General features: G+C 47.8%; 19 protein-coding genes. 4 read left to right on the top strand and 15 right to left on the bottom strand.

Annotated features, from left to right (window positions below):
• Positions 1–28: 28 nt before the first annotated feature.
• Both QQK89_RS13870 and QQK89_RS13865 read right to left on the bottom strand, forming a co-directional pair.
• Complete coding sequence (locus tag QQK89_RS13870) at positions 29–1,573, bottom strand: serine/threonine-protein kinase (protein WP_284239156.1); 1,545 nt, start codon at positions 1,571–1,573, stop codon at positions 29–31.
• 632 nt (positions 1,574–2,205) lie between these two features.
• Positions 2,206–8,202, bottom strand: a complete 5,997-nt coding sequence (locus QQK89_RS13865; RefSeq protein ID WP_284239155.1) for a hypothetical protein — start codon at positions 8,200–8,202, stop codon at positions 2,206–2,208.
• A gap of 701 nt (positions 8,203–8,903) precedes the next feature.
• On the opposite strand from QQK89_RS13865, the gene QQK89_RS13860 reads away from it, so the two are divergent.
• Together QQK89_RS13860 and QQK89_RS13855 are read left to right on the top strand one after the other, a co-directional pair.
• On the top strand, positions 8,904–10,157 hold the full coding sequence (locus QQK89_RS13860) for a DNA polymerase IV (protein ID WP_284239154.1): 1,254 nt from the start codon (positions 8,904–8,906) through the stop codon (positions 10,155–10,157).
• Positions 10,154–10,630 (top strand): hypothetical protein, encoded by a 477-nt coding sequence (locus QQK89_RS13855; protein ID WP_284239153.1) that lies wholly within the window; start codon positions 10,154–10,156, stop codon positions 10,628–10,630. The genes QQK89_RS13860 and QQK89_RS13855 overlap by 4 nt, the downstream gene beginning before the upstream one ends.
• Before the next feature lie 47 nt (positions 10,631–10,677).
• Here the strand turns inward: QQK89_RS13855 and QQK89_RS13850 are convergent, their stop codons facing one another.
• Positions 10,678–12,048 (bottom strand): DUF2515 domain-containing protein, encoded by a 1,371-nt coding sequence (locus QQK89_RS13850; RefSeq protein ID WP_284239152.1) that lies wholly within the window; start codon positions 12,046–12,048, stop codon positions 10,678–10,680.
• A 187-nt stretch (positions 12,049–12,235) separates the two neighbouring features.
• Between QQK89_RS13850 and QQK89_RS13845 the strand changes: the two genes are divergently transcribed.
• Positions 12,236–12,934 (top strand): SOS response-associated peptidase, encoded by a 699-nt coding sequence (locus QQK89_RS13845; RefSeq protein WP_284239151.1) that lies wholly within the window; start codon positions 12,236–12,238, stop codon positions 12,932–12,934.
• 253 nt (positions 12,935–13,187) lie between these two features.
• Here QQK89_RS13845 and QQK89_RS13840 read toward each other — a convergent pair whose 3' ends face one another.
• The 5 genes from QQK89_RS13840 to QQK89_RS13820 form a co-directional block, all read right to left on the bottom strand.
• Entirely contained in the window at positions 13,188–13,475 is a 288-nt protein-coding gene (locus QQK89_RS13840; RefSeq protein WP_284239150.1) for a stage VI sporulation protein F, read from the bottom strand.
• A 76-nt stretch (positions 13,476–13,551) separates the two neighbouring features.
• Positions 13,552–15,606: an ATP-dependent DNA helicase RecG gene (recG, locus tag QQK89_RS13835; RefSeq protein ID WP_284239149.1), complete on the bottom strand. Its 2,055-nt coding sequence runs from the start codon at positions 15,604–15,606 to the stop codon at positions 13,552–13,554.
• Positions 15,607–15,617: 11 nt separating this feature from the next.
• Positions 15,618–16,472 carry a DegV family protein gene (locus QQK89_RS13830; protein ID WP_284239148.1) on the bottom strand — a complete coding sequence of 285 codons (855 nt, stop codon included), beginning with the start codon at positions 16,470–16,472 and terminating at the stop codon, positions 15,618–15,620.
• A 34-nt stretch (positions 16,473–16,506) separates the two neighbouring features.
• Positions 16,507–18,306: a DAK2 domain-containing protein gene (locus QQK89_RS13825; RefSeq protein ID WP_284239147.1), complete on the bottom strand. Its 1,800-nt coding sequence runs from the start codon at positions 18,304–18,306 to the stop codon at positions 16,507–16,509.
• Positions 18,307–18,363: 57 nt separating this feature from the next.
• Complete coding sequence (locus QQK89_RS13820; RefSeq protein ID WP_284239204.1) at positions 18,364–18,723, bottom strand: Asp23/Gls24 family envelope stress response protein; 360 nt, start codon at positions 18,721–18,723, stop codon at positions 18,364–18,366.
• Positions 18,724–19,020: 297 nt separating this feature from the next.
• On the opposite strand from QQK89_RS13820, the gene rpmB reads away from it, so the two are divergent.
• Positions 19,021–19,209 carry a 50S ribosomal protein L28 gene (rpmB, locus tag QQK89_RS13815; RefSeq protein WP_015845317.1) on the top strand — a complete coding sequence of 63 codons (189 nt, stop codon included), beginning with the start codon at positions 19,021–19,023 and terminating at the stop codon, positions 19,207–19,209.
• A gap of 305 nt (positions 19,210–19,514) precedes the next feature.
• Here the strand turns inward: rpmB and spoVM are convergent, their stop codons facing one another.
• The 7 genes from spoVM to rlmN form a co-directional block, all read right to left on the bottom strand.
• Positions 19,515–19,595, bottom strand: coding sequence for a stage V sporulation protein SpoVM (spoVM, locus tag QQK89_RS13810; RefSeq protein ID WP_010345573.1), 81 nt, complete (start codon positions 19,593–19,595; stop codon positions 19,515–19,517).
• Positions 19,596–19,738: 143 nt separating this feature from the next.
• Positions 19,739–20,029 (bottom strand): hypothetical protein, encoded by a 291-nt coding sequence (locus tag QQK89_RS13805; RefSeq protein WP_284239146.1) that lies wholly within the window; start codon positions 20,027–20,029, stop codon positions 19,739–19,741.
• Between the two features lie 5 nt (positions 20,030–20,034).
• On the bottom strand, positions 20,035–20,679 hold the full coding sequence (gene rpe / locus QQK89_RS13800; RefSeq protein ID WP_284239145.1) for a ribulose-phosphate 3-epimerase: 645 nt from the start codon (positions 20,677–20,679) through the stop codon (positions 20,035–20,037).
• Positions 20,680–20,684: 5 nt separating this feature from the next.
• The gene (gene rsgA / locus QQK89_RS13795) at positions 20,685–21,611 is read right to left on the bottom strand and encodes a ribosome small subunit-dependent GTPase A (protein WP_284239144.1); all 927 of its coding nucleotides are present in this window, start codon (positions 21,609–21,611) and stop codon (positions 20,685–20,687) included.
• Positions 21,601–23,772 (bottom strand): Stk1 family PASTA domain-containing Ser/Thr kinase, encoded by a 2,172-nt coding sequence (gene pknB / locus QQK89_RS13790; protein ID WP_284239143.1) that lies wholly within the window; start codon positions 23,770–23,772, stop codon positions 21,601–21,603. Before pknB ends, rsgA begins: the two co-directional genes overlap by 11 nt.
• Positions 23,769–24,539 (bottom strand): Stp1/IreP family PP2C-type Ser/Thr phosphatase, encoded by a 771-nt coding sequence (locus tag QQK89_RS13785; protein ID WP_284239142.1) that lies wholly within the window; start codon positions 24,537–24,539, stop codon positions 23,769–23,771. The genes pknB and QQK89_RS13785 overlap by 4 nt, the downstream gene beginning before the upstream one ends.
• 6 nt (positions 24,540–24,545) lie before the next feature.
• A complete protein-coding gene (gene rlmN, locus QQK89_RS13780; protein ID WP_284239141.1) occupies positions 24,546–25,592 on the bottom strand; it encodes a 23S rRNA (adenine(2503)-C(2))-methyltransferase RlmN in 1,047 nt (348 codons plus the stop codon).
• Between the last annotated feature and the right edge of the window lie 81 nt (positions 25,593–25,673).

Here is a 25,673-nt window from a genome sequence, read left to right as displayed (position 1 = left end):
TTGAACATACTCACTAAAACTAACTACTTTATACGTTCAGAACTATAAACTCTTGAAATACTTGAAGATTCATCGCAAGAACCTCTGTGTTATATATATGCAATGCTCTTATTAATTTTAGTTCCTTTTCTAATTCATTAAATTCAAATGGGAATGGCTCTGGTCTATTCGATCTCCCTAAGCCACTATTCGTATTTTTTAAAATATACCATTCACCATATGTACTATCCTCTGGATTCTCAACAAGAAGAATGTTAAATCCTCTACTACTATGATCCTTTAAATACCCCCATGCAAGCACTTTCTTATTGTCCAGTTGAGGTCTAGCCAATTTTCTAAAAGTACTTCTTTCTCCAGGAAAAGAAAATTCCGTAGGCACTTCTCTCATAAAACTCTCATCAAGCAGCGCCCTTAAATTAATTGTTAAAACATTGCCAGATGGTAAATGAATCTTTGTTGTATTTTCATCAGAATCCATTAAACCTACATCTGACATTCTAATCTTTCCTTGAGTATACCTCCAATTAAACTCATCAATAAAACTCTTCAGTGGATTATAAATATCACTTGTATATTGATAGTTTATTGTATTTAAGTGTAGAAGCCTCTCTTCACGCTCTTTTTGCTCTGCCAATTGCCGTTCTCTAATTGAGTTATCCTTAGCTAATCGGATATTTAACATGTTTTCTATAATTTCAGTATTCTCAGTAACAGGTATATCTTGAATCATCAAATCTTTTCTAATTTCATCCCAAGTCTTATACCGCTTAACAAGGCTCTTTTCGATCATTTTTAAAATAACTTGAGCAATTGTTGAGTTTATTACATTATTAATTGTTTTTGGAGAAGGCGCAGTAGAAAATAAATGTGCTTGTTGCCATTGTTGCATATCTGCATCTGGTTTTAGATTATAAGGATGTTGTAATGTAGCCAATTCAAAAAAAGTAATTCCCATTGCATAAATGTCCATCTGAATCGTATTTCTTTCATTTTTCCATCCTTCAGGGGACATATACTTTAAAGCCCCAAAACCTTTAAAGGTAAGCTGTCTTGTGCTATCGTGAACTATTTTGGATAATCCAAAATCAGAAATTTTAACAACACCTTCATTCAAAAGAATGTTATCTGGTTTTATGTCACGGTGTACAAGAACAGAGTTTATTTGTTCCATTCCATTGATAAGCTGATTATAATAATTTAATAATTCTGAACTGGAAAAAAAATCACCTTTCTTTTTAGCATTTTCTATTACGTTAAACAATGTACCACCGTTGGCAAACTCCATAATTATGTAAGGTGGCAATTGTGAATATGTACTTCCATCATGTACATAGACGTATTTTACAGCATTTTCTCCACTAACATTTAAAGCCATCGAACTTTCATTAATAAATGCCTGCAACTGTTCTTTACTAGGGAAATTAGAAGGCAGGGTTTTTAAAGCCCACATAGAATTATCAGATTGCTTTTGAATTTTATAAACGTAACCAAATGCTCCATTCCCCAGCGGTTCTAGAACCTGGTAATCATTTTTTTCTGAATCATATACAATAGAGTTTGGTTGTATAATCATTAACTAAAACCTCCTGTTTTTAGGTATTAAGCACCAAAACGATTATAGCTCTCCACCATTAAATTGTAAAATATTAACTTAGCTTTTGATAGATATGAGAGTGTCACTCAATATATTGTTGCTAGCATCATCAGTTGTGTCGCTTCGCTACTTTTCAACGAAAATCACACAAGCTCATCCTCTGAGCTGTTACACTAGGAGTCACAATTTCGGTTAGGGCTGACGATCTTGTATAAAAATTGACTAGACGTAACGTACAAGTCATTATCTCAACATTAGCAGCAATAGATTCGTAAGATTCGCAGACAATTTGACTGCTCTCGGAGTTGCTTGGAGAGAGAGCCGGCGTTAAGTTTTCGTATATCGGAAGTGTCGAACGCGGTGAATAGTATAGTACCTGCTCAACCTCAAAAAATAGCAGAGGCATTAGATGTGAAGGTACATTATTTCTTCTCTTACTCAAAGGAATAGACATAAGCAAAGAATTAACTATTCATAAACTGCTGGCAATGATGCTATGCGAATGGATCGGTCTGATTTAAGGATTTAAATAAAAACCAGAGCTCTCTTTAAAGGGCTCCGGTTTTTCTGTATCATGCTTTGATATTATCAGTACTATTTCTACAAATACATTACTGTTCAATTCTTCTAATATTAACTCGACTAACTGAATTGACTGGAACTCCTAATCTAGATTCAAGCTTTTCAAGCGTCTGTTTTTTACATACCCATCTCTGGATGAATGGCTGTCTGTACAGTTGATCCTGTATAATGTTCCGTACCTTTCCATGCAGTTGCTCAAATCGTACTACCGGTATATCATCCTCTAGCCATACAAATGGATTGTTATCTGATGGATACCATCCAAACAATTCGCTCCATATTAGAGTTGGATAGCACAATATACTCTGGTTTACGAACTCACCGTAGCCACCTGATTTACATGTCATAGTTAGCACAGGGTCTGTTACATCGAGCGGATCATAGCGATCGATATCATAAAGAGAAAAGGACCTGCCGTTCATAGTTGATTTTCCATCCACATTGAATAATTCGAATCCTTTACTACGAAGAACACTTTCGTAGACAAGTTCGACATCCATTGATCTAGAGTAAGTTTGCAATATTGCCCCAATCACTATCTCATCGTCTGACAAGCCTGAATGAATATGAGGTATAATACGCTCTGCAATTTTTCTCTTGTCTCCATCGAATTGCTCTAACTCGTAATCAACAGGCCACATCTCGGCATCTGATGCAGAAGGGGAACTATTCAATAATACAAATGGCTCGTCAGATCTCAATAAAGCTTGTGCAAATAATCCTACCGGGATATCCCCCCATCTCCCTCTAGACATTTCATGGTAAAGCACCCTCATAACGCTAGCTATTTGAGGCAAGTTACGAGCCTTCATTTGCCCTCGTTTCCAAGCGATAGGTTCGTAATACTCGTCCAAAATAGTATCTTCTATTTGAATAAATGCTGCAACTTTACGTTCCACGTCACTGAGGTCTTCCATGGTAACTACTTCGAGTTTATTGAGCAAACTTCGAACAATATCATTCCCTCGAAGTTCGTAAGTTAATCCACGGGCAATACTAGGAACATCTAGAAGACCTTTATCCCTCCGCATAAGTGTTGCTAGTCTCTGGTGATCGGGATGTTCCGATATTTGAAACTCTGGACACTCCTCCCCGGTACTTAGTTCTACTGTTTGGAGAATTACCCAAGCTTGTAACTTCAAAATAAGATCGTGCCCTTTGTAGCATTCGTTTACTACACCGATAAAGCATTCGTAAGCTGACGGGACTTCTGCCGCTAGTCGTTCAACTAATAACAGGACTCGCTCCTTTGCACTTGTGTTTAGTTCACCCCACCGATCAGCGATATACTTCAAATCATCTGGTGCACATTTAGCAATGCTCCACAATCCACGAAGCGCAAGATTAATCCTTGTCAGGTTATTTGAATTAATAATCTTAAAGAAGTACCGAACAGCTAAACCTGACCAATTTTCAGGCCGTTCGCCGATTTCATCAAGAGTAGGAACTACAATACGAGGCATATCTGGCAAAAATCCATTTCCGAGAATCCAAACCTCATTTGTTAACAGTGTCCTGCGTAGACCTTCTGTCAGATCTTCAATAGTAGTTGACCTATATCTGCAAAAATCATCCAAAATTTCTGCAGTAGCATTAAGGGTATAAGCTTCTTGATGTTCTATATCTAAGTCTGAGATAATTTTACTTAGTAAATCAAATTTTACGCTGTCATTCACAAGAGGAATAAGCGCTTTGTAGGCAAGGTCTAACTTATATTTACCCCAAGAATTTGAATTGTCCCGAGTAAGAACATAACTCACCAAGCTTTGGAGATGAATTGGATAACCATGTGGCTTTTCTATTTTCAATCTATCCGCTAAAAATTCAATTCCCTTAGAGAACTTTACAGAATCATCGCTCGAATTTGACAAGCCAGCTAGACTTAGCTTAGCTGAATCAAATGGAAGTGTTTTGATAAACTCTAAAAATCCTGATGGCGCATCACTATTATCTGATCTACTTGTGTCCTCAAACCACCTACCCGGTATTCGATATCGATCGGAATCTCCTTTTGTTTCAAACTCTGCCTCTCCTAAGCTTTTTAACTTTTGTTCAATTGAAACTATACTAGCTCTGTTTGCCGCCAAAACGATAGCCTTTCTTAAGTCCTCTAGGTAGCAACGTTCATTTCCATCTTGCCAGTTTAAGATCCCAATCCCAAATGACCAGATTGACAAAAGATCTTCCTCTGAGACATTTAATGTTTCAAGAGCCATTATTACTCCGTTGAATAACATTAGTTCGTTGTCAATCATAGATACTCTCATATTGGTTGCATGCAAGAGTCGCCATAAAGCTCCAGGACCTTGACTAGCAACTGAATTACTTACGGCTGTCTCTGCATACAATGCTGATCTATTATCTCCAACTTCTGTTGCCTGCTGGTTGATCTCTAATAATAATTTGCCTTCATATTCCCATATATTTGAGTCAACCTTTGTAAGGTCCTTATACCATTCAACCGGGCTATCTAGTACATACTCTTTGTGCCCTGAATAACCAATCATTCCCCATTTTAGTAAGCTACGAGCATTTTTTGCTTCTTCTTCGAATCCAACTTCATTTGCCAACTCGACTAAACGATTCACTATATCCACCCGATTAGCAAGCTCGATGTGCCAAGCTTCCCCCTCAGGTCCACATAATGCTTCAAACCAGTCCTTAAGTAACTCTACATCTCCTCGATTCCATAAATAACGCCAACCGATTTCCATCATATAATTAGCAGGATGTGTTTTACAGTGTGTACTGATTAATGTGTATACTATCTGATCAACTTCACCGCCGATACCACTGGAGCATTCGATTAACAGCTCGACAATTAGTTTTGTTGCAGAATTATGATAATGAGCCGAATCATTGTAGCTCCTTGTTTGTAGCAGTAATCCTTCTAGCAATATCTTGACTTCTGTTGATGTTACAATTAAACTTGCCGTTTCGTCACCTTTCCTTTTATAAGTCCCCATCCACTTGCCTACTAACGCACTTCCACTAAGTAATAGGCCAAAATGTGCTCTTCGATTATCTACTCTGGTTTTATTATAGAACGCTTCAAGAGCCTCTTGCCCAATCCCACTGTTTTCACGATGGGGTTCAACCCAACCAAGAACAAAACTAACCATGCAGTATAGAAGAGTCTGATCTTTAAGATCAATGCTTTCTAAATTGGTGTATCTTTCCTTTATTAATGGCTGAACCCATGTGCGAAATAAATCCAGCCGACCTGTAAATAAACTCAAAGCGGCTGCTTTTATTTTTAATGAAATAGGTAAACTGCTCCTACTCTCCTGCCAAATCTTTAAGCTGTAAGCAATTTCAATCCATCTTCTTTTGTCAACTAAAGTCATCAGATTGGCCTCTAACTTAACAACCGAGTGATAAACTGAAAGCTTACTCGATCTAATCCAATCTCTTACTCCCCCTACTCGTATTGCTTCCTCTAACATGCCGTTACTGATATATGTCCATTGCTCTTTCTCTGTCCTGTCCGGCGTCTCAAATTCTTCTCTATTTCCTTCCCACAATAGTCCAGTGTGATAGCTAACTTGTCCCCACATATGTAAGCTATCTTTGAAAGCACTCTCTAAATGCGAATCTTCCATCAGTTCCTTATTAAGTAATTTTCTCATTTCGACTGGTGTAATACCAGTAAACCATCGACGTATTAATCCAAAAGCACGATCTTGCTGCCTATTTTTCAAAAGAAAGAGCACATCTGACATCACCTGATACACTAAATCAACAGTCCATATGTCTTTACTTTGAACCCTACCTTCTGAGAAAAGCATTGGTGGCACATCTGATAAGTATTGACGTTTTTTACCGCCAATCCAATCAATTGACTTATCTAATTGAGAAAGTGTCGCTGCGGCGCAGGATAATGTATGTACACACTCCCAGTCTCTAGTATCAACAACGTTTTGAATAGCAAATGCATACTGCCCATAGAGTTCATATAGTGATTGATCATTTGCATACCCCTCCATTACATACTTAGGGGTGAAAGCTCTTGCCTGATCCTCATGGCGTTCGCTCTTTCGAAGCAACTCAAAGAGACTATTATGACGAGCCATTACCATATCAGGTTCTCTCCAATAGTAGTCTGCAATCAGACTTGCTGTTTCACGAAGTCTTTCTGGCTGGGAATGTACTAATTTGGTTAAATGAACCCTGACATCATTATGCGTTACACGAAACCCACCCGGCTCTTCAATTACCAGCGGGCGTAAACCGCGAAGAGCCTCGGTCCAGTCATGCGAAGTAACATTATGCAGATCGGTAAAGATTGCCGTTAAATCATGACCGGTAACTCGCTCATTTATTAAAGACATACAACCAGCCAATCTATATCCGAAAAAAGTGAATCGTCTATCTAAACGATCAATCGCGGCTGACCATATGTTTTCGTAATACGCAGAAACGCCATTACTCAGCTTTCGGCTCTCTAATCGCTCATATAACTCCTCAACATTACGAAATACTTTTGCTTCTTCAACTGCAAATATAGCTGCCAAAGTATTACCTTGAGCAACCTCTTGTATTAATCGTATGGTCGTATCCACTTGGTCTGCAGGTAACAATTCACATTCTGCTTTAATGAGTTGAGATATATCTTCCTCTTGGATGCCTTCAACATTCCGATGTAAGACTCCATCTGTCTGTTGCCTTAACCAAAATGGGTACTTAGTGTAAGCTTCAGTTGGTTGTCCTGAAATTAAGAATCTTACATTCTCTGGTACATCATCAGGTGGAATTAACGTATCCAAAAATGAATAATGATCTACTCCAGCTCGTGCAGCATGATCAATCCCATCAATAGCAATTACGGTTGGTCGGCCGCGTTCCTTACCTAAGATATCTGCGAGCCTCAAAACTTCAGTGATAAGTTGTTCAAGGTTCAAGAATTCATTTTTTACAGGAACTTTGAACTTTGCAAGGCGTCCTCTAAAGAAGTACGTGCGTAGTTGGGTCAATAAATCACCCCAGAGCACTTCTGGTTTTGTTGTAAGACCTGCATCAGCTGGGAGACATTTAGTTTGCGGTGTTATTGGTTTGAATGCATGATATCTTAAGTCCACAACTGGATCATTACGATTGGCTAAGGTACTTACAATACTCGTCTTACCTTGTCCTGGTAAACCACTTAGAAATAAGATTGGATTAGGACCGCTTAACAGTTCCTGTGCTATTTCTTCAATAAATTGTTCACGGCTGGGAAAAAACAGCGCAGGAGGTCTAAGCATATGATCTCCTACCAATTCACGAGAGTTCACACTCAATGCCTCATAAACATCTTCAATATTGATTAATTCTTTGCTACCGCGAAACGTTGTCCCCCATATCCTTAGTGCATGATCTAACTGACTAAATACAGTCTGCGCTTTTTCAATCGAGACAGCAAAAGTACTGGCTATCTTATCCATGACATTGTTAGTTAGCTGATCTAATTCAGGTTGATTCCCTCTTAATTCTAATAGTTTTAGAAAATCCACTCTCTCTTCGTCAGTTGGTAAATCAGTTAACTCTTCACACCATTCTTCCCATGCTGTTTCCCAGACCTGCGGTACTTGAATGTCTGTAAGTGTGGTAGCTGCGTCGAGCCTCAGCTTCATATCCTCCAAAAAAACATTTAATGCTGGTCTAATATATGAATTCGCCCTCCCAGGTCGCATAGTTGTAGAACTAGTACTGACTATTCGATTAGTAAATAGAACTGGCACACATCTATCCCATTTACTTTTTTGAGATGCCCAAGCTTTAGACATACTTCGTAATAGAGGTAACATTTCTCCAAATGTAATCGTATCTTCCACACGTGTATGTTTTACCTGAACGTATTCGGAACTATTATTGATGTATCCAACTACAACATCATCGAGACCTTGTGCTTGTGTAGCTTGCAGCGTTACTGATGTGATGTTGTTATCTGGATTCAGCATATCAATTACATAGCTTTGACCAACAGTCCATTCGTACCAGTAAGGATCGCCAATGCCTGCTGTTGGATTCCGATCACCTATTGTCATTCAATCACCTCTTACTTTTTTTAGTCCATATTTAATCTACTAGAACAGATTAATTTGAAAATTTATACATATCTTCATTATACCGATACGATGTGCATAGTTGCATATAAATATCTTTATTATACAAAGGTAAAAACGCACCGCGCATCATAATACCAATACAAGAGAGAACATCATAAAAATTATTTCAATAATATGGGACGCAACCATAAAAGAGTTGACTCATTTCATTACTTAACCAGCCTTCCTGAAAATACAACTAAAAAAGGAGCTCGTCACCGGCTCCTTTTATCATAAGTATTTAAACTTAAATAACGCCTGGTTTTCACTAGTTGTGAATACCTGCATTCTCGCCCCAATTATCAGTACTGTCCGAGTCACTCATTAACCTTGTATCAAACCGACGTCAGGCCGGTTCGCATTCCAGACTGTCGGTTTTTCTCCCAATCCGGAGCAAGCATTACCCTTCCCCTTACCGTTATGCCGGGTTGATCATTGTATAAATATACATAATAGTGAATATCAAGTTTCTTGAAACAATACTTACAGCTTAAGTTGAAACATTTACAGCTATTTATGAAAAATCACAATCTGCCCCCAACTGTTTGAAATTACCTCCAAATATCCCTTGCATAGCGAACGTACATTCGGTATATAATAATATAAGAACATACATTCGTATTTGTATTGGAGTGGGGATTATGGAACGTGTCATTATGCTGATTGACTGCCAGTCGTTCTACGCGTCCGTTGAGAAGGCCGCACATCCCGAATATAAGAATGATCCGGTTGTTGTAGCCGGCGATCCTTCGAGGCGTTCGGGCATTATTCTTGCAGCTTGCCCGCTTGCGAAAGAGTACGGCGTCACGACCGCCGAGACCCTGGGCGAAGCGCTTGGCAAATGTCCGCATCTTGTCATTATTAGACCACGTATGCAGCTCTACATCGATGTATCGCTTATGATCACCGACATCTTCCGTTCGTTTACCGATCTGGTGGAGCCTTTCTCCATCGACGAACAGTTTCTGGACATTACCGGTTCCTTGTCTTACTTCGGCTCGCCCGATGAGATTGCAACGCAGATCCAGACCAAGATTATGCTCTACACCGGCGTATGGGCGCGGGTTGGCATCAGCTCCAACAAGATTCTAGCCAAGATGGCCACCGATATTTGGGCGAAAAAAAACGAGACCGGCGTGTTCACGCTCCCCAAGACCGACGTAGAACCTCTCTTATGGCCGCTTCCCGTGAGCAAAATGTTTGGCGTTGGCTCGCGGATGACCGCACATTTCCAGCGAATGGGGATTGACACGATTGGCGATCTTGGCCGCCTCCCGCTTCCGGACTTCAAGCGCAAATTGCAAGCCCGGATGGGCCGCAACAGCGATATTCAAGCGGAACTGTTCTGGCAGACGGCGAACGGCATTGACCCGAGTCCGGTGAAGCCAAGCACGCATGATGCGCAGAAAGCTGTCGGCCACCAGATGACGCTGCCGCGAGATTACAGCAAGCCGCATGAAATCGACGTTGTGCTGCTGGAGCTAAGCGAAGAGGTCTGCCGCCGCAGCCGCGCGAAGGGCTATATGGGCAGCGTTGTGGCCGCGGGCGCGCAAGGAGCGGACTTCGACCGCCCGACGGGTTTTTTCCGTCAAATGACGGTACCCGATCCGACCAATATTACGAAAGAAGTATTTGCCGCGGCACGAACGTTATTTTACGACCATTGGGACCGCCTCCCCGTTCGCAAGCTTGGCGTGACCTTATCAAAGCTGGTGCCCGACGATCAATATCAGCTTACTCTGTTCGGCAACAGGGAGAAGGAAAGAAAGCTGGACCGCGTTACGGATGCGATCCGCCATAAATTCGGAACGACCTCGATTCTCCGGGCGTCCTCGCTGCTCGAATCAGCCCAGGCCCGTGAGCGCAGCGTCAAAATTGGAGGACACTACAAATGAGCAAGAAACTCGAAGGCAACGGCCGCTGGGAGTCGAGCCGCATGATGCTGCCCGAACACCGCGAGCAATATTTAGAACGGCGCGAGCCGGCGAAAGCTTCCGGACCTGTCCCCGTCCCAAGCAAAGAGGAGCTTGAGCTGATCCGGGATTACGTGCTGCTTCCCATGATACTCACCATCGTAGATAAGAACTGCAAGGACATCGAGCTGTCCTTCTACACCATGAAGCAACTGTATATGAAAGCTTCCCGCGTCTTAATGGGACATATTCATAATGATCTGACCGCGGTTCGCAAAGCGCTTAAGGAACGGAACATCCGCGTCTTTCTCGAGGAGAGCGACAGCGAGCATGGCGCGATTCATTACAAGTTCATCTGCCGCGGCTACGAGGACCGCTTCTCCATGATCCGCGACGCCGCCCGCGCCGAGATTAGCGTGCGGATCGCCAAATATATATCGCTCCTGTTTAAGTAACCTTCTTTCCGGCAAGCACCGCCCGCTGGCGTACGGGGCGGTGCTTTTTATTTCTGCTTGCCGAGTTCATCGAGCCTAAGCTGCTGGGCAGCAAGTACGGCCAGTTCAATCTTGTTGAGCAAGAGGCTATATTCATTCGTCAGCTCGAAGCTGCGCGGCAGCTTCAGCTTGCGGAAATAAGGCGCGATGTCCGCGGCCGAGCGGAACCAGTCTTCCCGCTTCGCCTTCTCAAGCTGCTGATCCGCCCATGCATCGCGGAGCTCCGGGCTGTAGAGAGGCATAGCCCCGGGCAGCAACTTGCCGCCGAGCAGACGCTCCTTGTACAGCGTTGTTGGCAAGTCGCGACGAACTCGCGTAAAGAGATGCGGCACATAGTCCGCCCTGGAGCCGGTATGGCGCATCTTCGCTACGAACTGCAACGTCCCTTCGCGCACGCGCGGCACGCCAAACAAAATCGCATACAAACATTTGCCGAACTCGATTCGTTCCGACAAATCGTCGAAATGCTCCATGATCAGCCCTGCCAGCCGCAACTGACCATCCGTATGGTACGGGAACATAACCGCGTTCAGCTGCAGCAGCGACTGCATCCCGAAGAAGAAGGTATCGATTACTTCTTTGCGAAAATACTCGTCTTGCACAACCCGCTCTTCAATGAAATGCTGCTCATTCACAATAAGCGCAACCGTAAGCGGCACAGGGTCACGCTCTCTCCAGAACTGTTCCCATACCGGCCTCATAAACCGCGTCACGCCAAAGGCCGGCAGCAAATGGAACAGTGGCCGCTGTACTCGGAGACTTTCTTCATACAAGAGCAGCTGCGGATAAGCATCGGCAAATATAAACGAGTTCGCATGCTCCAGAAGCAGAAAAACCGACCGGCGCTTATCGCCCGTAAGCAGCTGCGGCAGCCATTCCCCTGCCAGATCGGTCATATTCCAGCCGCCATTTCGGGAGACAAGATGGGCCAACATGGACCAATGCAGCTCCGAATGGCGCAGATACATCTGCCGGTAGGCTTCCGTGCGAGTCACGTTATTACGGTTATGGCGGGCTGTCTCTGCAATAATGCGTTCGATTAACGGTTGTTCAGCTTGACTTCCGCTTCCGCTACCGTTCCAGCTCGCTCCTGCCATATACCCGCTTCCCGCAGTCGTTTTTGTGGCATGGCCGTCTCCCTGGCTCACCCCCGCCCCCGCGGACTGTCGCTCCAACACCAGCCATGCCGCCGACAATTCGGCAATGGCATCCTTCTCTAACTGCAGCGGAGCGGCCTCGGCGAGCATTTCCTGCGAAGCCTCCATGCCATGCCATTTGCCTACCGCATAATCCCATGCGGCAGCCGGCAGCAAGAAGAGCTGCTTGATCTTGCCGAATCGAAAACCGGAGCGGCCGCGCCTCTTCCCGCTACTATGCATCGACCGCCCTCCTTCGTCCTGGTAACACAAGTATTTGCCGTCTGACCGCCTATTCATGCATAATAGAAGCAAAACTCGCTTCAATCAAAAAACTTTAAGCGTATGCTTTCGATGCAAAGTTTTTTGGAGCTGTGTTTTTGTTTCACAATACTCAAATAATCCAAAAAACTTTGTAGGAGGACTCACCATGTGCGGAAGATACACCATCACCGTATCGCTGGAGGAGCTGATGATCCGTTATATGATCGGGGAGACGAAGGTACCCTACCACCGTCCCAAATATAACGTAGCGCCCGGGCAACAGGTTCTTGCCATCATTAGCGACGGAGAGCGCAACCGGCTCGGCGAACTGCAATGGGGCTTGATTCCGCCATGGGCGGAGGATCCTAAGATCGGTAATAAAATGCTGAACGCCCGCTCCGAGACGGCCGCCGAGAAGCCGGCTTTCAAGACGCCGCTCCGCAAGAAACGTTGCTTGATCCCGGCAGACGGCTTTTATGAATGGAAAAAGGAAGGCAGTAGCAAGCAGCCGATGCGCATTGTGCGCAAAGACCGCTCGATCTTCAGCATGGCAGGTCTGTATGAGTCATGGCTCGCGCCGGACGGCACAACAACGGTCAGCACCTGTACCATTATGACAACCTCGCCAAACGAATTGATGGCTCCGATTCATGACCGGATGCCGGTCATTTTGCGTGAGGAGGACGAGCCCTTCTGGCTTGATCGTAACGTACAAGACCCGCAGGCCTTGCAGCGTCTTTTCCATCCGTTTGCAGCGGAAGAGCTCGAAGCATACCCCGTATCCTCGGTCGTCGGGAGCGTCAAGAACGACACCGCCGAATGCATTGAACCGATAACACCCGGAGGCCAGCTTCATCTGTGGTAGAACTATAGTGGGCGCCGTACGCTGGATATCATCCAGTGTACAATGCCACCGTGGCAGGCTCCTCCGTACTAGATTGGATTCGTTACAGTAACTATCCCTCGATCCTCCTTATTTTTGTTCAAACGTCAGGATTTCGTGAAATCCAACGTAGCCTCCACTCATCGGCCTAAACGCACCAATTTGCTGTATAACCTCCAGCGTAGGCAGCAGGCGTCTTCCCCAGACCAATAAAAAAAAAGCCGACCGCAAGCGGTCAGCGGAACATCCCCCAAAGCTTCAGCAAATGGAAGGTGTTGTTTGGATCTATTTTTTGCGCAAGGACAAAATCAATAATCTGTTCTTCCTGAATATCCGTCATCGGTTCCTGTAAAATAGACGTCGCTGATTTCACCAGCTTCCGCACCTTTACCCGGTCCTGCAGATCATATTTCGTGACATTGCCCAGCAACAGCCGTATCCGGTCTTTGACGACCGGATTTTTCAATTTGAATTTGACGCGTTCGACCAATTGCGGCCGAATGCCGTACTTTTGGTAACTCACTCGCCTGACACCTCCATCCGGCATTCCGATGATGATTCGATCGTTTAACTATATGCCGCAAGAGGTGAGATATTGCTTAGTCGAGCTGTTCCCCTTTAAAAATTTGATCCTTCAGCAGTTGGACACGCACCCGTTCAAACGCGGGATTCGTCCAGAAATCTTCCCGCCTGGCCAGTTCCGCCGCATCATCGCGGGCCAGCTCCAGCATCTCGTAATCCGCCGCCATGTCGGCGACCTTGAACTCCGGCAAGCCGCTTTGCTTCGTTCCGAAGAAATCCCCGGGCCCCCGAAGCTCCAAGTCGCGGCGCGACACTTCGAAGCCGTCATCGGTCTCCGTCATGACCTTCATCCGCTCACGGCCGTTCTCCGACTTCGGATCCGCCACGAGCACGCAAAACGACTGATGCGCCCCCCGGCCGACGCGCCCGCGCAGCTGATGCAGCTGAGACAAACCGAACCGCTCCGCGTCCATAATGATCATCAGCGTGGCATTCGGCACGTCTACTCCAACCTCCACGACCGTCGTCGCCACTAGCAGCTGCGTCTCGTTAGCGCCAAAGCCGCGCATAACTTCATCCTTCTCCGAGGCCGATAGCCTTCCGTGCAGAAGATCTACCTTCATATCCGGAAAAGCCTGCTGCATCTGCACGTACAGATCAATCGCATTTTGCACGTCCAGCTTGTCCGATTCCTCGATCAGCGGACAAATCACGTACGCCTGCCGCCCTTCGCCAACCTCGCGCCGGATGAAACCAAGCACGCGGTCCATCATGCCATGCTTGACCCAATAGGTCTTAATCGGCTTCCGTCCATGCGGACGCTCTTTGATCGTGGAGACATCCATATCTCCGAAAGCCGTAATGGCTAACGTTCTCGGGATTGGGGTAGCCGTCATCGTCAAGACATCGGGATTCATCCCTTTGCGACGCAAAACGCTCCGCTGATTCACGCCGAACCGGTGCTGTTCATCGGTTACTACAAGACCTAAGCTACGGAAGAAGACATCATCCTGGATAAGCGCATGCGTGCCTACAATAATATCGATCATGCCCATTTGTAGTCCCGCGAGCACATCGCGCCTTTTCTTCTCCGTCAGGCTGCCGGTAAGCAGCCCAACCTCAATCCCCGTATCCGCAAACAACTTCTGCAGCGAACGCAAATGCTGCTCCGCGAGAATTTCCGTTGGCACCATTAGCGCCCCTTGATGCCCCGCTTTGATCGTGCAATAGAGCGCGATAGCCGCAACCACCGTCTTGCCGGATCCCACGTCGCCTTGAAGCAGACGGTTCATCGCAGCAGGCTGGCGCATGTCCGACATAATCTCGTTAACCACTTTCTTCTGTCCGTCCGTCAGTTCAAAAGGAAGCGTAGCGGCAAAGTTCCGGATAGTCTCTCCGTTCACCTGATGAACAATCCCGTCCCCGCGGCTGCGCGTTAAGGAGCGATAAGCCTGAAGCTTCAGCTGGAAGAGGAACAACTCCTCGTACACCATCCGCCGGCGAGCCTCCAGCCCTTCCTTCACTTCTCCCGGATCGTGAATCCGCTGTACCGCGTCGCGTCTTGGCATCAGCCGATGACGCTCAACAAGCTCATGCGGCAGCACTTCCTCAATCATGGCGCCATACTGAAGAAGCGCCTGCTTGATCGTTTTGCGCATCCAGGCCTGCGTTATGCCTCCGCCTACCGAGTAGACCGGCTGCAGCGAACCGGACCTCACCATACCGGACGCCTTGTCCGCAAATTCGGACTCCGACACGGTCATCTGCAGGCGTTGCTGCTCCCATTTGCCCGTAAGCACGATTTCACGGCCGGGCACTAGCTGGTTTTGCAGAAACTGGCGGTTGAACCACACCGCCGTCACCAGCATGTGCTCCACCTCTATCTTACAGGTGAGGCGCGATTTGTTTTTGCCGTAACGCTGCAAAATCCCGTTCCCGCGGATTGTCCCTTGCACCGTTACCTTATCGCCGTCCTTCGCATCGGCAAGCTCTCGAATGCGATAATCTTCATATCGAAATGGAAAATAGTCCAGCAAATCGGCGACTGTCTGAACGCCAAAGGCGTGAAGCTCTTCTTCCTTAGGAGCGCTCACGCCTTTAATTTGCCGGACCGGATATTGTTCCAGCGTCATTGTTCTCTACCTCACACTCTGCGCACAAACACAGCCATCGTGCCCGGACCCACATGGGTTCCGATTACGGCGCCAACGGTTGCATATTCAACCCCCTGGACGTTGAAGCGGCTTTTGATAAGCTCCAGGAATTCCAATGCCGCTTCCTTGTTCGTGTTCCAGGCGATTGTCACAATAACCGGATCCTGACCGCAAGACTCGCTCAGCAAATCCATAATCCGCGCCATTGCTTTTTTTGTACCGCGCATTTTGTCTACCGCATATACCATGCCTTCTTTGTCGAGCGACAGAATCGGCTTAATGTTAAGAATAGATCCGATAAGAGCGGAAGCTTTGCCGATCCGTCCGCCCCGTTGCAAATATTCGAGCGTATCCACGAGGAAATACAGCTGCGTTTCCCGCTCCATCCGCTCGATCTCGACCATAATCGCTTCTTTCGAAGCGCCTTCTCTAGCCATTCTGGCCGCTGCGACAACACGCATGCCGATAGCATAAGAAGCCGTTTTGGAATCGATAACCGTAATGTCCGGGTCACCGTCCACCATCGAACTGCCAATGACAGCCGATTGGTAAGTCCCGCTTACCGCGCCCGACAAATGGATGGAAATAATCGATGCCCCCGGGTCTTCCTGCAAAATACGTTCATAGACCTCTTGGTACTCCAACGGTGAAGGCTGGGACGAAGTAGGCATTTCCGTTGCCGCCGCTACCTTCTCAAAGAACTGCTCGGTATTGATCGTAACGGCGTCATAGTAAGTCTCTTCTCCGAACAGAATTTTCAGCGGAACCATCTCTATGCCAAGCTCTTGTCTCAGCTCGGGTGGAATATCCGATGCGCTGTCGGTCACGATGCGTATGCTCCCCATACGTCCCCTCCCACATTATTCATGCATATAATGCCTATTCCATGGCGAACAAGTAAGGATACAAAGGCTGGCCGCCGTCATGAACCTCAATCTCGATATCCGGGAAGGCTTCTTCAATCCAATCGCACAAAGCTCTCGTGTCGGATCCCACGGCGTCCTCGCCGGTCAGAATCGTCAAGAGTTCGCCGCCTTCTTCGGCCATAGCGGACATCAGCAGCTGACAAGCCTCGAGCAAAGTCGGCTTCGAGGAGACAATCGTCTTCTCTTTGATCCCCATATAATCGCCTTCTTGAATATCAACGCCGTCGATGGACGTATTCCGTACCGCTTGCGTCACTTGGCCGGAGACAACCTGCTCCGCCGCGCTCTTCATCCATGCCGCGTTGCGTTCAGCGGATTCCTCTTCCTTGAAGGCCAGAATCGCCGCAAGCCCCTGCGGGATCGTCTTGGTCGGAATGACCGTTACCTGACGGCCGCTCAGCTCGGCAGCTTGTTCGGCCGCGAGAATAATATTGCTGTTGTTAGGCAGCAGGAAGATATGTCCGGCAGGCAAGGATTCAATCGCGTTAACGAAGTCCTCCGTGCTTGGATTCATCGTCTGGCCGCCAGACAATACGACGTCTACCTCGTTGCTAAGGAAGATGTTCGCAATGCCTTCGCCAAGCGCGACAGCCACAATGCCAAACGGCGCAAGCTCGTGAAGCTGCTCGGGCGCCACAACTTGGGCAGCCGGTCCAGCAAGCAGTTCCGTCGACGAGATATCGCCGGTAAGCGCATATTCAGGCAGTGGAGCAAATGGCGCAGCCGGTGCCTCATGCGTGAGTAGATCACGATGCTGTTCGCGCATGTTAAGGATGTGGAAGTCCGTCAGCTCGCCGTAAGCCATAGCAAGGTTCAATACGTCGCCAGGCTTGCGGGAATGGACATGTACTTTGATAATATCGTCGTCGGCAATAACGAGAATCGAATCGCCGTCTTTTTCAAGCGCCTTTTTGAAAGCGTATTCATTAAAAAACGTCGTAGGTTTTCCGCTAATTTTGCGATTGATAAAGAATTCCATATCATACAGGAACTCGATGTCTTCTGTCGCCAGCTTCGATTGTGCCGATGCGGGCACAGATGGTTTTAGAGCTACCGCCGGTCTGGACGGCGCAGCTACTTCTTCCGGAGCTGCCGCTTCCGAATGGAAGGCGAATACTTTCTCGTCAATCGTACCGCTATGCGTTAAATACTGAACAAAGCCCTCGTAAATAAACACGAGACCTTGTCCGCCGGAATCAACGACGCCAACCTGCTTCAATACCGGCAGCAGATCCGGCGTGCGCTGCAGCGCTTCATTCGCCTTCGCATGAATCTCTTGCATCAGTTCTACGACATCGCTCGTTCTGCGGGCATATTGAACGGCATGTTTGGCCGCTTCTTTCGCTACGGTAAGAATGGTACCTTCTACCGGCTTTACGACCGCTTTGTAAGCCATGTCGACGCCATTCTGGAATGCGGCGGCAATCTGCAGCGTCCCTGCTTCTTCAAGGTTAGAGAGCGATTTGGCAAAGCCGCGGAATAACTGGGACAAAATTACGCCCGAGTTGCCCCTTGCTCCCATCAGAAGTCCTTTGGACAATGCTTCAGCAGCCTTACCCAGATGAGCGGACGGCTTGTTCCGCAGTTCGCGAGCCCCCGAGACAATCGTTAGATTCATGTTCGTACCCGTATCTCCGTCTGGCACCGGAAACACATTTAATGCATTCACCCGGTCTACATTTCTTTCTAAATATTCCGCACCGAGCAGTGCCATGGCGGTAAAATCAGATCCGTTAATGGAGCGCTTACTCAACGACAATTCCCCTTCCTAAAAGAATTGCAAAAGCAATTCTAACTTCGTAAGCAATGACTAAGTAGATACCCTTACGTCTTGAACAAATATATGGACCTGGTCCACTTGCAGACCAATTACATCATTTAGGACGTATTTAACTTTGTTTTGTATATTATGCGCTACTTCGGAAATTTTCGTGCCGTAGCTTACGATAATATGCAACTCGATATGAAGCTCGTCATTCTCCCGTCGTACCTCGACGCCCTTCGACATGTTCTCTCTGCCGAGCAACTCAGCGATGCCATCTTTAAGCTGTTTGCGGGAAGCCATTCCGACAAGCCCATAACAATCCATGGCTGCAGAGCCTGCAATCACTGCAAGGCAGTCATCATTTACAATTATCTGTCCAAGCTCGTTCTTAATTTGCAGTGGTATGGGAATACACTCCTTTACCGTAAATAATATGGACTAAGGATTATTGTACTATAAACCGTCACATTATAGAAGGGTACAGGCAAAAACGATGACAAAATCCATCATTTCATTTACTTTTAAGTTGCTGATACACGACAATTGTGATACGATAATCAAGTATGTTTTTGTGCAGGCTTGACCAAAGTCTTTTATTTACGGCTTGTGCTAACTATGCAGCTAATAGCTAAAGCAAACTCTAAGCGCATGCTTGCAAGAAAGTCCGACTTTTTTGCAGCACAAACTTAAGGAGGTGTACTCATGTCCCGCAAATGTTTCATTACTGGTAAATCGCCTGGTACAGGCAACCATGTATCCCACGCAAACAACAAAAACCGTCGTTCTTGGGGTGTAAACGTGCAAAAGGTTCGCATCTTGGTAGACGGCAAACCGAAACGCGTTTATGTCAGCACACGTGCACTGAAATCCGGCAAAGTAACTCGCGTTTAATTGCCCGATTCCAACCAAGCGGTCTAGCGCAAACGGCTGACGCCGTCAATTTGGCGGCGCAGCAAACGTTTCGCTATGAAATATAAGCGTCGTATAATTGTTTATACTTTCTTATATTTAGACAAAAAGCACCTGAGCTCAGGTGCTTTTCTTTGTTTACCGCATAGAATTTATAGATGTCAAATGTCAGCCGATAACTGAAATTCTATTTGGCGGACCTGCTCCGATAGTCAAATCTGCCCCCTGCCATAGGACGATCCTCCCCGGATTCTTACCCACGATCTTCGTTAAGCCGTGCATCGGACCTAGTTTTTTTGGAAGGTATTCAATATTGCTTTTACGAATCCGCCCAGAAATTTCGGCAGTTTGATCGTGTAAAATTTCATGCCCATCCCTCCTCAGACACGCTCATCGAAATGGAAAGTGTACCAATCAATTTAAACGCAAAAATGGCTACACGAACCTTCGTTCATGTAACCATCCTATGCGATGCTGAGCTGTCCTATTCCAATAGCCAGCTCGTATTCTATTAACCCGCGGGCATCGGATTATCCCGCATATAGATAACGATTGCGATCACGAGAGCTGTAGCAAAATAAACAATTATGGCAGAAACGATAAAGGAAATACGCGGTCCCCAAGCGGAAAACCGCTTGAAGCATTTAATGGCGATATACAAGGCCACCAAGGAACAAACGTACTTGATCGGCGAACTGATCGCCGTAAATAATCCAAGCAGAATGCCTGCCGATATCGCGTAAAAAGCAATCCACATGATTTTCTTCCAGACGCTATCCTCTAACTCGTAATCTTCTTCCATCGCCGTTACCGAAGCGCAGCAATCGCAGCCGCGCGGTCCCTTTCCCCGAATACGGCATTGCCTGCCACAAGCACATTAGCGCCGGCGTCAACTACCTGCTTCGCCGTAACGGAGTTAATGCCGCCGTCCACTTGAACGTGCACATGGCTAAGCCCCCGCTCGTCCAGCATCTTGCGCAGCTGGCGAAGCTTGTTCAGCGACTCCTCGATAAACGCTTGTCCGCCAAAACCGGGGTTAACCGTCATGATCAGAACAAGGTCAACGTCGCCTATAATATGCTCGAGCACGGATAGCGGCGTAGCCGGGTTGAGGGCAACGCCGGCAGGCAGACCCAGATCTTTGATCTGTTGAATCGTACGGTGCAAGTGTACGGTCGCTTCGGCGTGGACCGTAATCCGGTCCGCTCCAGCAGCCGCATAAGCCGGAATGGAGAGCTCTGGGCGTTCTATCATTAAATGTACGTCGAACGGAAGTTTTGTTGCCGAGCGTACAGCCGCAATAACCGGAGGTCCAAACGTCAAGTTAGGCACAAAGTGACCGTCCATAACATCAACGTGAATCCAGTCCGCTCCAGCTTGCTCCGCTGCTTTGATCTCTTCACCCAGCCGGGCGAAATCCGCCGACAGGATAGATGGTGCGATAATTGCCATAATTCTTAGTACCTCCGCTTTCTATCTTTCATTTCCGTCATAAACGTCAAATAATTCTGATGGCGGCTTTCGGCAATACGGCCTTCCTCCACCGCCTTCAACACTGCGCATCCCGGTTCATGAACGTGGGTGCACGCCCGGAATTTGCATTCCGGCGCAAGCTCGCGCATCTCACGGAAGCAATACCCCAAATCCTCAATGCCAAGCTCCGTGAAGTCGAGTTGGCTGAAGCCAGGCGTATCGGCCACATAACCGCCGCCAATCTCAACGAGCTCAACGTGACGCGTCGTATGTTTGCCCCGGCCCAATCTGTTGCTGATCGCGTTCGTCTCAAGCTCAAGGCCCGGAACAAGCGCGTTCAGAAGCGAAGACTTCCCTACGCCCGACTGGCCGGCGAAGACCGCTACATGCCCTTTCAGACGCCCATGCAGCTCTTCTACGCCAACCCCTTGCCGCGAGCTTGTGCCGTACACTTCGTAGCCGATGGCCGTATAGATCCGGTTCACTGCCGCGGCAGCGGCAATCGCTTCTTCCGTCTCTTCGCCATCCTGCTCCAGATCCTGCTTACTAAGACATAACACGGGCTCAATCCCGGCATGCTCGATATGGACGAGGAATTTGTCAAGCAGCTGCAAATTCAAGGTTGGCTCCGTCACGGAGAAGACGAGAATAGCCAGATCCACGTTAGCAACGGGCGGACGAATTAACTCGGAAGAGCGGGGCAACAGTTCTTCCACCGTGCCCTCGCCGTTCTCAGTTAAGCTGTACACCACATCGTCGCCTACAAGCGGTGTTAATCCCCTCTTCTTGAATACGCCGCGCGCACGGCATTGCACCGTTCGCTCCGTCGATTCCGCCTCATTCGGCAATACGTAGTAATAACCGCTAAGCGCCTTGACGATTCTCCCCTTGGCTTCACTATTACTGCTCATCTTGGGTGCCTCCGTTATTGTCAGTGCTTTCTTTCGGATCAGCGTCTGCAGGCTGATCCGGTTCTTTCGTTTCCTGCGTTGTACCTGGATCATTGCTTGGATCCGTACCGCCGGTTCCCGGAATGGTTAGCGATGAAGAATCCGAACCTTGGGCAAGCTCTTCATAGGTTATCGTGCGCGTATCTACAAACTGGCCGTCCCGGTATACCGTCACTCTAGCTTCCGAATTTGGCGCAAGAATAACTTGGACAGGGAAAGACTGCGTATCTTGAATTTGACGTTTGCCCCACTCAATGTCTTGACCGCGCGCATCCGAATACACGATCCGGATCTCGCTTGTTTTCCCTGCCTCGGCAGGCGAGATCGTTACGTTAAACGTATGGTTCTTCGCATCCTTAGGAGGACCGGAGCTGACGCGGAGCGTGATTTTCGAACCCTTAGGCACGGAATCCTTAGGCTTGAACGGGTCTTGGTCGATAACAAGTCCCTTGCTCTGCGTGTAGCTTGGCTCTTCCAGAATATCCTCATCGTCAAGCGTCAGCTCGCTCGCCTTCAGCATGTCCTTCGCTTCGGCTACGGTATGGCCGATCAAATTCGGCATCTCGACGGTTTCCCGTCCCTTGCTCACCATAAATGTGAAGGTAGCCGACTTCGGATCAAACTCCGCGCCAAATTCCGGCGTCTGATTAAGAATGGTGCCCGGATCCTGATCGCTGAATACTTGTTCAACGGCAATCTGACCATCCGCAGCCACGCCAAGAGCAGTCAGGTCATCTTTGGCTTCCTGAATCTGTTTGCCTTTGTAATCGGCCATTTTCTCAAGCACAGCCCCATCGCTGACAGACAGTTGAATAAAGGAGCCTTCCTTCACCTTCATGTTGGACTTATCCTGCTCAAACACCTGTCCGGCAGGGATATCCCCCATAAACTCATGGATAACCGGCTCCTTGACCTTAAGTCCTTTGGCTTCAAGAATAGCCCGGGCATCTTCCAATTGTTCGCCGACAACATAAGGCACGTCCACTTCCGGCACGTCGAGCTTGTTCAACAGGGCAAAGAAGCCCCATATAATCAAAGCAAGCACAACCAGAGTTCCCGCTACAATCGTAGTGGGACGTTTCCAACCTTTTTGCTTTCCGGCCGTTGTCTCGTCTTTCCATTCGACTTCCGGCTGGCTGGAGGCCGCTGCCGTCTTACTCGCCCGCTCAAGCGGGGAAGGCGGAATGGGAGTTAATTCAGCCTGCGGCATGGATGGACGCAGATCGCCCCGAATAGCCGGCATTACGCGTGTCTCGTCGAGATCGCTGCCGCTGTTGAAGGTGACCTTCTGCTCGTTGACGCGCTCCGGTTTCAGGCAAGTATCCAAATCTATCAGCATCTCGCGAGCCGATTGGTAACGTTCATTCGGATTTTTGCGCATCGCTCGCAAGATGACATTTTCCACGCTTTGCGGAATATGAGGATTTACCTTTCTTGGCTCCTCGAATTCCTCTTGCAAATGCTTGAGCGCAACGCTGATCGGGCTTTCCCCGAAGAACGGAAGTTTCCCGGTCAACATCTGGTAGAGCACGATCCCGAGGGAATACAGGTCGGATTTCTCCCCCGTGCTTATCCCTTTGGCATGCTCCGGCGAGAAATAATGGACAGATCCAACAACGGAGCCCGTCTGCGTAATGGTAGAGGAGGTAACGGCACGGGCAATGCCGAAGTCCGTCACCTTTACTCTGCCGTTCTTGCCAATCAGTATGTTATGAGGCTTAATATCGCGATGAATAATATGGTTCTGATGGGCGTGTTCAAGCGCATCGCAAATCTGCATGGCAATCCGCACCGCTTCGTCTGCCTGGAGCGGCGCACGCTCATGTATAATTTCATTAAGATTATGGCCTTCGATATATTCCATCACGATGTAGTGCGTATCTTCTTCCTGCCCTACATCATAGATGCTGACGACATTCGGATGGGACAGCGACGCAGCCGACTGCGCTTCCCTGCGGAATCTCCGAATAAACTCTTCGTCATGGACGAATTGCTGCCTCAGTATCTTTACTGCGACGTTGCGGTTCAGCAGAATATCATGCGCTTTATAGACAAGCGCCATGCCGCCTCCGCCAATTCTCGTTAAAATTTCATAGCGTCCACCAAGTTGATGTCCGATCATCCGTTGTCACCTCCCCGTAAAACAGCGCCTTCCTCCTGAAGCAGAACGACCGTAATATTGTCGTCCCCTCCGGCTTGAAGCGCCAATTGAATGAGGCGATCCGCTTTATCATCCAATCCCAGCCCATCCTCGCGCACGGTCTGCAGCATCTCATCGTCGCTGACCATATTGGTCAATCCGTCGCTGCAGAGCAACAGCACATCGTTGTCGGACAAAGCTGCGGTATAAATATCAACCTCTACCTGCGCGTCTGTACCTACAGCACGCGTAATTACATTGCGGCGCGGGTGATGCGCCGCCTCTTCGATACTGATCTGGCCGGACTTGACCAGCTCGTTAACAAGCGTATGATCCTCTGTCAGTTGCGCAATTCCATCTGCGGTAATGAGATAGGCGCGGCTGTCCCCGATATGCCCGATAATCAATTGCTGCTCTTTGTACAAGGCGGCAACGATTGTCGTTCCCATATTGTAGTACTGCTCGTTGCGCGATGCCATATCGTACACGACGTCATTAGCCATGACGAGCGCTTGACGAATTAGCATCTTCCCCTCTTGCATCGATAAATCCGCCTTCGACGCGCTTTTCTCAAGCATGTCTCTAAACGTATTAACCGCCAGCTGGCTCGCTACATCCCCGGCTTGATGGCCGCCCATCCCATCGGCGACAATCGCCAGCGTAATGCCGTTATCCAGCTGTCCTACCCACGAACGGTCTTCGTTAATGTGACGAATTCGTCCGACATCGCTTCGGTTTGCCGTAATCAACCATGATCACCTCGTCGTGGACTCCATATGTTTCGCCCTCAATTGGCCGCATGCAGCGGCAATATCATGACCTTGCTCCCTGCGGATCGTGCAATTGATTTTGTTCTTCTCCAGAATGCGCTGGAATTCAAAAATGTCATTGCGCGGCGTACGGACGTAATTCCTCTCCGGTACATGGTTGACCGGGATCAGGTTAACGTGGCACAACATGCCCTGCAGCACGTCCGCAAGCTCTTGCGCATGCTCGGCTTGGTCGTTGACGCCGCCGATCAAGGCATACTCGAACGTAATGCGGCGGCCGGTCTTCGCGATATGGTTGCGGCATGCAGCCATTACATCCTCGAACGGGAAGCGGCGGTTAACCGGCATCAGCTTGGATCTGAGCTTATCATTCGGCGCATGGATGGAGATGGCAAGGTTGATTTGCGTATTCTCTTCCGTGAACTTATACATGCTCGGCACGATACCACTCGTTGAGACGGTAATATGGCGCTGGCCGATGTTAAGGCCTTTCTCATGGATCATAATACGCAGGAATGTCATCGTGGCGTCATAATTTTCGAACGGTTCGCCGGATCCCATAATGACGATACTCGATACGCGCTCGCCGGTAGCATCCAGCATTTGCTGGGCTGTTACGACTTGGGCAACAATCTCGCCCGCGGTCAGATTGCGTTTCAGACCGCCAAGCGTTGAAGCGCAGAAGGTACAGCCGATTCGGCAGCCAACCTGCGTTGTTACGCAGATGCTGTTGCCGTATTCATGGCGCATAATAACGGTTTCGATCGCATGGTTGTCATGCAGGCCAAACAGGAATTTGACCGTGCCGTCCTTTGATTCGAATTTTGTAATTTCCGACAGCGTCACGAATTGGAATGATTCTTCCAACTTATCGCGAAGCGACTTCGGCAAGTTCGACATGTCTTCAAAGCTTTTTACCCGCTTCACGTACAGCCAGTCAAACAGCTGGCCTCCGCGGAAAGCAGGTTCCCCGTTTTCTTTCATCCAGTCTTGAAGCTGGTCGAGGTTATAGTCATAAATTATTGGTTTCATCTTCTTATTATCACACCTGACTCTGAACTAGCGCGCCTGTTATGCCTGCGCTGATGATTTATTTTACCACAAACGCCCATG

The sequence above is a fragment of the Paenibacillus glycanilyticus genome (assembly GCF_030161375.1).
In the GTDB taxonomy this organism is placed as follows: Bacteria; Bacillota; Bacilli; order Paenibacillales; family Paenibacillaceae; genus Pristimantibacillus; species Pristimantibacillus glycanilyticus_B.
The sequence above is the reverse complement of the archived record's forward strand: the minus strand, read 5'-3'. Positions and strand labels throughout refer to the sequence as shown.

What these genes read in the sequence shown, in the direction of transcription:
- QQK89_RS13870 (WP_284239156.1), bottom strand. Translation starts at nt 1,573, where the DNA reads ATGATTATACAACCAAACTCTATTGTATATGATTCAGAAAAAAATGAT.
- QQK89_RS13865 (WP_284239155.1), bottom strand. Translation starts at nt 8,202, where the DNA reads ATGACAATAGGTGATCGGAATCCAACAGCAGGCATTGGCGATCCTTAC.
- QQK89_RS13860 (WP_284239154.1), top strand. Translation starts at nt 8,904, where the DNA reads ATGGAACGTGTCATTATGCTGATTGACTGCCAGTCGTTCTACGCGTCC.
- QQK89_RS13855 (WP_284239153.1), top strand. Translation starts at nt 10,154, where the DNA reads ATGAGCAAGAAACTCGAAGGCAACGGCCGCTGGGAGTCGAGCCGCATG.
- QQK89_RS13850 (WP_284239152.1), bottom strand. Translation starts at nt 12,048, where the DNA reads ATGCATAGTAGCGGGAAGAGGCGCGGCCGCTCCGGTTTTCGATTCGGC.
- QQK89_RS13845 (WP_284239151.1), top strand. Translation starts at nt 12,236, where the DNA reads ATGTGCGGAAGATACACCATCACCGTATCGCTGGAGGAGCTGATGATC.
- recG (WP_284239149.1), bottom strand. Translation starts at nt 15,606, where the DNA reads ATGACGCTGGAACAATATCCGGTCCGGCAAATTAAAGGCGTGAGCGCT.
- QQK89_RS13830 (WP_284239148.1), bottom strand. Translation starts at nt 16,472, where the DNA reads ATGGGGAGCATACGCATCGTGACCGACAGCGCATCGGATATTCCACCC.
- rpmB (WP_015845317.1), top strand. Translation starts at nt 19,021, where the DNA reads ATGTCCCGCAAATGTTTCATTACTGGTAAATCGCCTGGTACAGGCAAC.
- spoVM (WP_010345573.1), bottom strand. Translation starts at nt 19,595, where the DNA reads ATGAAATTTTACACGATCAAACTGCCGAAATTTCTGGGCGGATTCGTA.
- QQK89_RS13805 (WP_284239146.1), bottom strand. Translation starts at nt 20,029, where the DNA reads ATGGAAGAAGATTACGAGTTAGAGGATAGCGTCTGGAAGAAAATCATG.
- rpe (WP_284239145.1), bottom strand. Translation starts at nt 20,679, where the DNA reads ATGGCAATTATCGCACCATCTATCCTGTCGGCGGATTTCGCCCGGCTG.
- rsgA (WP_284239144.1), bottom strand. Translation starts at nt 21,611, where the DNA reads ATGAGCAGTAATAGTGAAGCCAAGGGGAGAATCGTCAAGGCGCTTAGC.
- pknB (WP_284239143.1), bottom strand. Translation starts at nt 23,772, where the DNA reads ATGATCGGACATCAACTTGGTGGACGCTATGAAATTTTAACGAGAATT.
- rlmN (WP_284239141.1), bottom strand. Translation starts at nt 25,592, where the DNA reads ATGAAACCAATAATTTATGACTATAACCTCGACCAGCTTCAAGACTGG.